The organism is Rhizobium sp. SVR5-2C (assembly GCF_056755115.1).
The window spans coordinates 26,709-35,289 of record NZ_JBNDHT010000067.1; the positions used below are offsets into that span (position 1 = coordinate 26,709).

Below are 8,581 nucleotides of genomic sequence, written 5' to 3' on the forward strand. Positions count from 1 at the left end.
GGGGATTAGGCGGCCACCTGCTACCCGCCAGCAGAGCGCGTTTCCCTTAGTTTCGCGTATTCCTTGAGGCCGAGATGCACTTTGAACCGTGATGCAGAGTTGTCCCAACCAGCGTTCGGATCGCTATACCTAAAGGACCATGAGCTGCCGCCGTAACCGCTCCTGGTTTCATATCCTATGACCGAGAAACGGTGCATCAGTTCAAGCGCTTTATCAGCATCAACTTTGTTCGCTTTGGATTTGCGTCTTTCGTACTCTTCCACGAATTGACGTCGCTCGAAGGTCAATGTGCTGATACTCGAGCAAGCTTGCAAGGCTTCAGCCCATTCGCTCCAATGTGGCGCTACCTCGTCATCAAGCTCATTCTTTAGGTACGAAGAATATGCATCTCGAGAAGCGACAATGTCTTCGTTGACAATCACGGTGTTAGGCGAATCCCGCCGCTTTGCTTCGTTAAGCGCGATGTTGAGGAACTGGATGACATCTCTTGGCCGATTGAATGTCCGAGCAAGAACATGGCTCCATTTTGATTGGGATCCCCGCATCAATGCCGGTTCACTCACTGTCTCCCAAGATGACTCTTTGCCAAGCTTCGCTCGCAAACGTTCGTTAATCAACCGCAATAGATCTTCGCTTTTCCAATTGAGGTTGAGCGCAAGGGATTGGCTAATTTTGTTTTTATCGGAAAAGCTCATCTCGTCCCAAAGGTCCGATCGAAGATATACGACTGGGCTTACAGCGACACCGGCCGCAGAACTTTCCCGCCGAACCTCTCGTGCAGCCAGCACCAGGCCAATCAGCATGTGTCGACGTTCATCCGTCAACCTATCCAGTCCCTGATCAAGCTCGTCGAAATGTAGATTCAAGCTCGAAAGCCGCAGATCTTTTGCTACTTCGTAGATTGCCGCCATGATGGCACCTGACAATGCGTTTAGCTCAAGACCAAGGTTATGATCACCTTTCTTCCGTTCGAGCTCTACACCACCTAGTTGATTTCCAAGCACAGCGGGCATGAAATTGAGTTTGGAAAATGAGAGTTTCCTAGGTTGGAGGATCTTATTGAGATCCGGATTTGTTCCACCGTAGTTTTCTTCGAGAAATTTATGAATAACGTCCGATTTCGTGCTTAAGCTACTAGTCGGGGAACTAAGTAGAAGGGAGGCGAGTTCAACGGCGATAAGGTAACGCCAAGAGGACACATAAGCCTCAATCTCTGAGGCTCCATGATCAATACGCGTTGCATGAATGGACCAAGGATAGCCGCGGAGACTGAGGGAGCGCGAAGTGCGATTGTCCTGACTTTCTGAAAAGTATCTGACCAAGGCCGTCTTGCCAGTGCCTTTACGCCCGAGCACCAGAAAGACCTTCCCACTCTTTATATCTTCCACCGCATTCGTGGACAGAAAGTAGTCAAGAACTGCGTCATCCTCCGCAGCAACGTCTCCGAAAGAGTCGAGATCAGCTAAGGTTTTGGAATTCGTCATAAATAGCCCCTGTATGTTTTACATGGGGTAGCGCGTTATAGTTGCGCTCGCAAGGTCGGACGAAATAATTCAAATTTGAGTGGTAGGGAGTGACCTGAAAGCCGCAGCCGATCGAGGTGAGAGCCCTTCACGCACTCGCTCAGGGTAGACGCCCTGGCCCGGTTTATACCCGGTAATCAAAAACAAAAGCGGCCGCTCAACCCGGAGGCAGCCGCAAGGATTGCGCAAGGGTCGCGTCTCCTCACTCTGATCCTTGCTCATCAGGAACCCTCAGACTCCTCTGTGCGTTCTGTGCCGGCAACCTAGGAGCCCTAAATGGCAGACGACAAGACAAAGAAGGATAAACAGGACGCAGCCGGATAGCAGCGGGCGAGCCATACGAAGTGAGTTATTTCGCTCGAAAGCACGGCATCTCAGCCGAAGATGCGCGGCGTATTATTATGCGGCATGGCTCGGATCGGGACGCGTGCGATAAGGCAGCCAACCGGCTGAAATAGCAAGCGCAGCGGGGAGCCAGCGTTGCCAGCTCAACCCACCGCGCGCATCACCGTCAGCCGGAACGAGGCCGGCGCCAGGTGATTCCAATTCATTGTTGATAAACGTTAGGTCCAGATCCGGTATCCGACCTATGCACCGACCGTTCGGAGAACGCGAAGCGCTACCAACAATGTGGTGACGCAGCTAACTGGTTTCCAGATGCACGTACGAAACTAATACGGCAGGGAGCACTTAAGCTCGACCTGCCGCATGATTACCAAGGCTGCGAGAGGAGGACGCGCCGAGGTAATGGGGCAGCACCCGCCAAGCGGATGCCGAGGACAAATCGCCATGGGCGAATGCCCAAACATCGCCGTGGGCGCATGCTAAGTGCAGAGGCGTGACCACGGCGTACCAGAGAGGCAAAGAACGGATGCGAGCGCCGTAGCTGTCGCTATCCTTCCCAGGAGTTACAATTTCCTGCCTTGCCAAGAGTTACGCCCGGCTGATCTCTCGCCGAGCGTCCGTCGCAACTAATCTGTGCGCCCGGAAAGGTGTGGGAGGCCTGAGCCTCCCTTCACCCTTAAGGGGGTTTAAAAACGCAGAAACTTCCCTACGCCAGCTCCGCTGCGTATTTGGCCAGTTCCATTGCCTCCAAGAAATTGTCGTTTGCCGCGATAAGGAGACGTCGACCGGCCTCGACAGCATGCCGGCCTTTGTATCCTCGAGCTTCGCCGATCTGTGTGAGGCTCTTTGCCGACATTGCCTCTGTTAGCAGTTTGACATCTTTGTCCTTCATTCCCTGCAGCCCTCGTGCAAACTCCTCCTGATCTACTCGCTCAGACACGACGTCCTGCCAAGCCTGGCTGCCGCTCTGCCCGGTAGCCACCTTCACGAGGCCGGGAAAGAGATGAGCAAGGTTGGCTGGTCCTGCCGGAAAGCCTGCTGGGCAATACTTGACCTGTGGCATGACTTCCGTACCGGCGATTGCGTCGGCCAACCACTGGCGTTCCTCGGCTTTTGTTTTGGGGCCTTTTCGCGCCTTGCGCTCCGACTTGGTAACCGGCCGCGCGAACCTGGCGGCGAATAGACCGGGTATCTTATCCTTCTCCTTCGGTGCGCCGAAATAGCTATTCGAGAGAGCCACCTCGACAGGATCCGGAGCAGAGCCCTTGTCCCTCGTCGACTTTTCACGGCAGCCAAGCATTGCACCCACTGGCATTCGGAAGTTGTGATCTATCACCTTGCCTTCGACAATCTTCTGCCCTCGCTCAGTCTGCGTTCCGTCGCTGAAGCGTAGCTTGCCCCACCTGATGGTCACCTCGTGGCGGTTGCCATCGTCGTCGACGTGGAAGCCTTTTTCGATATCGGCCTCGTCCTTCGTCTCGCGCATTATTGTCGCAATGCTCGGAATGATTTCGACAGATCGCTCGACGTCCAATTGCTCGCCCTCTTCGGTCGCCGCGTGGTTGTCGTTTGCCGGCGTCAGGCTCCAATTCGATTTTATGGGCGCTGGCTGTTCGACCGGCACGCCTTCGCCTTCAGCCACACCGACAGGGCGACGGTACATCGCCAGCAGCGAGGAGAGCTCGGCCAAATCACGATGCCGCGGCTTCTCATTCCTTGCCGCACGACCGAAGATATCGTGGTCATGCTTGGGAGCCGTAGCGCGCCATGCTTCGACGGCTTCGCGGTGTTCTGCTGTGGTTCTCATCAACGTTCCCCTCGTTTTGCCTGCAGTTCGTTGTAACGCGACACAGCCGCCTCGCCCTTTTCACTGCGTCCCAGGTAATGTGCTCCGCCGGATCCCCTGTGCCACTTGAGCATCTTTCGCTGGCTGAGGATAAGCTCGGTTCTGTCGTTGATTTTGCGATGCGTGCTGCTTTCGCCTCGCATGAGAAAATCGGCTTGCACCCTGGTGAGGCGCAAGTCTTTTGCGGTCCATCTCGCCAAATGTGGTCTCCTCTGGAGGAGGTGGAAATTGCTTCGCTTGACGGCGCGAAGTCGTGGAATCGACAATGTCTGATTGAAGAAAGAATATGCTGTAAACTGGCAAATTTGTCAAGATACATGCTTGACAGGAAGGCCTAAGTGTGCATGTCGCCGCTTCGGCTGGGGAGATCGTGTCGCAGACCGTAACGAGGCTGTCGACAACCGGTCTTAGGATGTTGACCGGATAGTGGCCGTGTCGTCTGTGTACGTCCTGAGTGTTGCGGGACGTAGCTTTCGTGGAGCATTTTCCCCACCACCACTTTTTGAATTTTCGACACTCACACCCACCCACCCCACCTTAAAGTGGGGGTGGGGGTGGTGAGGAAGTGAGTTTTTCCTCACCTTCCCCACTTGATCCTCACCTTAAAAATCCGAGGTGGGGAAAACCGGCACAAGGCACGGACGGGGAGTTCCCTTGTGGTCTTCGCGCATCTCAATCGTGAAATGCCCCTCCCTCTTCCAGGCATCGAGCATATGTTTCACGCGACGCTTTTCGGCTGGATCGGCTAGGTTGATTCTAAGCGCTTGAGCCACCTGGTACCCGGCCCACTGAGGTGACTGAATGCTTTCACGGCAATCACACCCACCGATCTTGCGCTTTATTGCCGCTAGCTCTTCCTCCGAAACCGCTGCGGTTAATTCTGAACTCGACGGCCAGCGCCAAGCTTCGACAACGCCGATTTCATCACCAGTCTTGATCAGACCTTTTCCGTTCATAAGCGGAACGGACACGAACCGGCGCCACTGTGAGGCGGAGTCGCCGGCAATCTTGTTGACCTTCCCAAAATCGACCCGAAAGTATCCACGAGAGCTTTGCAGCCCGTTTTTCTCCGCCTCCTCTTTCGTCATTGGATTCATGACCCGCACAGAACGAGCAGCATCCTTGAGTGCACCGCCACCACGGCCAGAATCGGCCGTAACCTCGGCATTGCCTTTCGTCACGTGATGGACAAGTTCGACAGCGCAGTTGCCTTCGTCGGCAATGCGGCGCCATTGCTTAGCAACGCGCTGGATCAGCGTGTTATCGTTTTCCGGAACTTCATGGCTGCTCACGAAAGGATCGACAATCAGCACGTCGATCTTATTCCGGCGAATCTCGGCCAGCACGTCCCCGACCATCGGCTCGCACACCTTGAAATCGCGGCCCTCCTGACGGACGATGACGAACTCCTGGTCGCGGCCAGAGTCGGTGAAGAGACGTCCACCAATTTGCTCATTGGTGACATCAAAGTGCATCGCTGCCGCCGTTACAGACCGCTCGATTTCATCCGCAGGATCTTCAAGGTTTAGAAGCCAGACGTTCAACTTCTGCCCTAGCGGTCCTGAAGGGTCCAGCAATGGACGGCCGGTCACCATCGCTAGGGACTCGGATGTCGCATGCGCACTCTTGCCGACACCGCCGGGAGCAAGCGTGACGGACACGTAGCGTCGCTGATAGTGCTTCGCGAAAAGGAACTCGCGGAGCGGTATCGCCGCGGCATCACGCAGTTGGAAAGACGTAGCCTTCAGCCGCGTTCTTGCGGCAGGCGCTGGTAGACGCCGGGACGGCTGTGAGGGCGAAGGAAGCCTTCTGTTATCATTGGCGGCCATCCGCGGCGTTTTCGGTTCAGGTGAAGACGCCTGCGCAGCAATCTCGAGAGAGAGGCGCTTTACCTCTCTCTCGAGCAGGTCATTGCCTTCCCGCCAGATCGTGGCGAGTGATATCATGCGGCCACCACATTGAATCGTCCCGGATGTTTAGCGTTTAGCGCATCAGACATGGCTCGGCGTTCAGCCTGCGCCATGAAATACGCGGCAATGTTCTCCGGATCGTCGTCGATTTCGAACCGATCGAGCTCAGCATCATCAGCACCGAAAGCCCAGTCCCAGACTTCCAGCGCCCAGGCAACGTTGTTGCAAAGGATCTTCTTCACTGCGTTGAGCCGCTTTAACGGAGTGCGCCGCTGCGCATCGATGTAGACGCACCCCTCGCCGCCCGCTTCCAGCCAATCTGAGACGCAGCTGTGAAGGCGAACCTCGTCGCCAGCGATGTTGTCGCCGCCCAGCCAAATAGCCTTTTGACGAACGGTGGCGAACTCGAAGTCCTCCACATGCAGCAGGCCGAAGTCGACGGTCTGGCCGTTGTCGACGATTGGAAAGACCAGCGTGTCGCGCTCAAGCAGGCCGTCATATTCGACGATGGTCCGGCCGCATGGGTCCGCAATGTGAGCGAGGTCGTAATCGCGAGACGCCGTGACGTGCACGAGCTTCGGCTGGAATGGCAGCTTGTCTGGGTCGATATCGTTCGCAATCAACCATTCGTGGGCTTCCTCGACACCTCCGACTTCGTTGAACTTGGCTTCTGAGTCCTCGACGGGCTCGCGGTAGCGCTCCTCAAAAGCTTCCCAATATAAGAAGTGCTCGTCTTCCCAAAGTTCTGAGAAGGTTAAACTGGTGGGCATGGGTTCTCCTCTCGTCGGCGTCGCCGGTCGGTGTGCTGGTGATAAGTGGAACGCCTAATCGGCTAGGTGGGAATCTTCATTTCAAACCACCGGCGGCTTCATCGGATCGCCTCGCTGCCACTGCAAGCTTTTGCCACTCCGCGAATAAACGATCGCCTCTCCCGTTTTCGGGAAGATACGATTGCCAGTCCTCGCCATCCGGTACGTTCAGTTGTTGCCAAACGTCGGCTTCAAATTCCGCCAGAGCAGCGGCTTCTTTAGATTGACGCAATGAATCCTCCTCTCGCCGGCGCACGGCCGGTCGGCTAATTTGGTGTTTGGATGGTGGAACGTTCGGCGCCTAAAGTGAGAAACGGTCGATTCCGTCAAGGGGCGCCTAAGAATTTAGGCTGCAACCGCCGCTCGAGCGTTATCGTTTGCTCCATCCCATGTCTCTGAACGGCGACGCTCGGCCATCCACGCATCGAGGTCGATCGTCGAGTACACAACGGCACGACCGAGCTTGAAGTAGTTTGGTCCGCCGCCGAAATGGCGCAACTTGTCGAGACTGGATTTCGACAGGCCGACGTATTCCGCCGCCTGCTTTACGCGAATGTTTTTTTGCATTGGCACCTCCTTAGTTTCAGGTAGTTGCCGGTGATATGATGTAATCAGAGACGAGACGTTAGGCGAATAAATCCGATTTAACTGCGGGCCGCCTTGAAGACTCTATTAGTCACGGACATTCCGCGGATCACACGCCGTGGCGACTCAGTGGCGACCGGCGGATCACTCAGAAAAGAAAATTCTCACTAACTTGTTGAAATCGTTGGTGAGAGCGATGGGATTCGAACCCATGACCTACTGATTAAAAGTCAGTTGCTCTACCAGCTGAGCTACGCTCTCCCTTGTTGCCTCAGGCAAAAAAAGCGCCCTGGCTGGAAGTGCGCGGAACATAGGCAGGCGACCTGATGCGGTCAACCGAAAAATCTTCCTTTTGGCCATGTTAGGCACATTTCTTGCCGGAGCGCGAAAAGGTGATTGGCAATCGGCTGGTCGCGGCGCTACGACATCGACCTGATTGCAGCCGGAGAGAATGCGTGTCGATTGCCGATATTTCCCTGTTGAGTGCCCTGCTTGCGGGCGCCCTCTCCTTCCTCTCTCCGTGCGTGCTTCCCCTCGTTCCGCCCTATCTCTGCTATATGGCCGGCATTTCCGTCGAACAGTTCCGGGGCGGCAATACTGTCGCTGTCGCGCCTGATATACGCCGCGGCGTGCTCTTTTCGGCGCTGTTCTTCACGCTCGGATTCGCAACGGTCTTCGTCGCACTTGGCGCCGGCGCCTCCAGCATCGGAATGCTGCTGCGCCAGCACCTCGACCTTCTGGCGAAGATCGGCGGGCTTATCATCATCGTCATGGGACTGAATTTCCTCGGCGTCTTCCGAATCGGGCTGCTGGCCCGCGAGGCGCGTTTCCAGAGCGGCGGCAAGCCGGCGACGCTGACGGGCGCCTATATCATGGGCCTTGCCTTTGCCTTCGGCTGGACGCCGTGCATCGGGCCGGTGCTGGGCGCGATCCTTGGTGTCGCGGCGTCGCGCGAAACTGTCGGCTCCGGCGCAGGCCTGCTCGCCGTCTATTCGCTCGGGCTTGCGGTTCCCTTCTGGATCGCCGCTGGCTTCTCCGGCGCTTTCATGAACTTCCTGACGCGTTTCCGCCGGCATCTCGGCACCGTCGAAAAGGCTATGGGGGCGTTTCTCGTGCTGACGGGGCTGGCATTCATGTTCGGCTTTGTTAGTCAAGCCGCGATCTGGTTCCAGGAGACCTTTCCAATCTTGATGCAGATCGGTTAATCCGAAAGCACTTCGCTTCGCACTGCAACATTATTGGACGGTCCAGTGACCGACATCATCAGCCTGCTCCTGCCCTTCTTCGGCCTGATCCTCATCGGCTATATTGCGGCCAAGGTGACCAAACAGCCCGCCGAGGCGTTGGGCTGGCTCAATACCTTCATCATCTATGCCGCCCTGCCCGCGCTGTTCTTCAAGCTCGTGTCGCGCACACCGGTCGAAGACCTCACCAGGATCGATTTCATCGCGACCGATCTCGCGGCTACCTATTTCATCTTCGTCCTCATCTACATCGTCGGCCGCCGGATCAGAAAGAACCGGATGGATGAGTCGACGATCCAGGCATTCGCCGGAGCGTATG

The 8,581-nt window shown here is 56.2% G+C and carries 8 protein-coding genes, 1 tRNA gene and 1 pseudogene; 3 read left to right on the forward strand and 7 right to left on the reverse strand.

What is annotated here, in order from left to right; translation table 11 throughout:
* Positions 1–20: 20 nt before the first annotated feature.
* Positions 21–1,484: a P-loop ATPase, Sll1717 family gene (locus tag ACPYOI_RS19515; protein WP_481423219.1), complete on the reverse strand. Its 1,464-nt coding sequence runs from the start codon at positions 1,482–1,484 to the stop codon at positions 21–23.
* A gap of 315 nt (positions 1,485–1,799) precedes the next feature.
* On the opposite strand from ACPYOI_RS19515, the pseudogene ACPYOI_RS19520 reads away from it, so the two are divergent.
* Positions 1,800–1,981, forward strand: a pseudogene (locus tag ACPYOI_RS19520) (DUF3606 domain-containing protein).
* 593 nt (positions 1,982–2,574) lie between these two features.
* On the opposite strand, the gene ACPYOI_RS19525 reads toward ACPYOI_RS19520, so the two are convergent.
* The 6 genes from ACPYOI_RS19525 to ACPYOI_RS19550 form a co-directional block, all read right to left on the reverse strand.
* Entirely contained in the window at positions 2,575–3,675 is a 1,101-nt protein-coding gene (locus ACPYOI_RS19525) for a hypothetical protein (RefSeq protein WP_481423220.1), read from the reverse strand.
* Positions 3,676–4,316: 641 nt separating this feature from the next.
* Positions 4,317–5,660 (reverse strand): AAA family ATPase, encoded by a 1,344-nt coding sequence (locus tag ACPYOI_RS19530; RefSeq protein WP_481423221.1) that lies wholly within the window; start codon positions 5,658–5,660, stop codon positions 4,317–4,319.
* Positions 5,657–6,394: a hypothetical protein gene (locus tag ACPYOI_RS19535; RefSeq protein WP_481423222.1), complete on the reverse strand. Its 738-nt coding sequence runs from the start codon at positions 6,392–6,394 to the stop codon at positions 5,657–5,659. Before ACPYOI_RS19535 ends, ACPYOI_RS19530 begins: the two co-directional genes overlap by 4 nt.
* A 76-nt stretch (positions 6,395–6,470) precedes the next feature.
* Positions 6,471–6,665: a hypothetical protein gene (locus ACPYOI_RS19540; RefSeq protein ID WP_481423223.1), complete on the reverse strand. Its 195-nt coding sequence runs from the start codon at positions 6,663–6,665 to the stop codon at positions 6,471–6,473.
* A gap of 113 nt (positions 6,666–6,778) precedes the next feature.
* Positions 6,779–7,000, reverse strand: a complete 222-nt coding sequence (locus tag ACPYOI_RS19545; RefSeq protein ID WP_481423224.1) for a helix-turn-helix transcriptional regulator — start codon at positions 6,998–7,000, stop codon at positions 6,779–6,781.
* 203 nt (positions 7,001–7,203) lie between these two features.
* A tRNA-Lys gene (locus ACPYOI_RS19550) sits at positions 7,204–7,279 on the reverse strand.
* 194 nt (positions 7,280–7,473) lie between these two features.
* Between ACPYOI_RS19550 and ACPYOI_RS19555 the strand changes: the two genes are divergently transcribed.
* Together ACPYOI_RS19555 and ACPYOI_RS19560 are read left to right on the forward strand one after the other, a co-directional pair.
* Positions 7,474–8,223, forward strand: a complete 750-nt coding sequence (locus tag ACPYOI_RS19555; RefSeq protein WP_481415193.1) for a cytochrome c biogenesis CcdA family protein — start codon at positions 7,474–7,476, stop codon at positions 8,221–8,223.
* A 45-nt stretch (positions 8,224–8,268) separates the two neighbouring features.
* Positions 8,269–8,581, forward strand: a 313-nt coding sequence (locus ACPYOI_RS19560; RefSeq protein ID WP_481423225.1) for an AEC family transporter, incomplete at its 3' end; no start/stop codon positions are given.

What these genes read in the sequence shown, in the direction of transcription:
- ACPYOI_RS19530 (WP_481423221.1), bottom strand. Translation starts at nt 5,660, where the DNA reads ATGATATCACTCGCCACGATCTGGCGGGAAGGCAATGACCTGCTCGAG.
- ACPYOI_RS19545 (WP_481423224.1), bottom strand. Translation starts at nt 7,000, where the DNA reads ATGCAAAAAAACATTCGCGTAAAGCAGGCGGCGGAATACGTCGGCCTG.
- ACPYOI_RS19525 (WP_481423220.1), bottom strand. Translation starts at nt 3,675, where the DNA reads ATGAGAACCACAGCAGAACACCGCGAAGCCGTCGAAGCATGGCGCGCT.
- ACPYOI_RS19515 (WP_481423219.1), bottom strand. Translation starts at nt 1,484, where the DNA reads ATGACGAATTCCAAAACCTTAGCTGATCTCGACTCTTTCGGAGACGTT.
- ACPYOI_RS19535 (WP_481423222.1), bottom strand. Translation starts at nt 6,394, where the DNA reads ATGCCCACCAGTTTAACCTTCTCAGAACTTTGGGAAGACGAGCACTTC.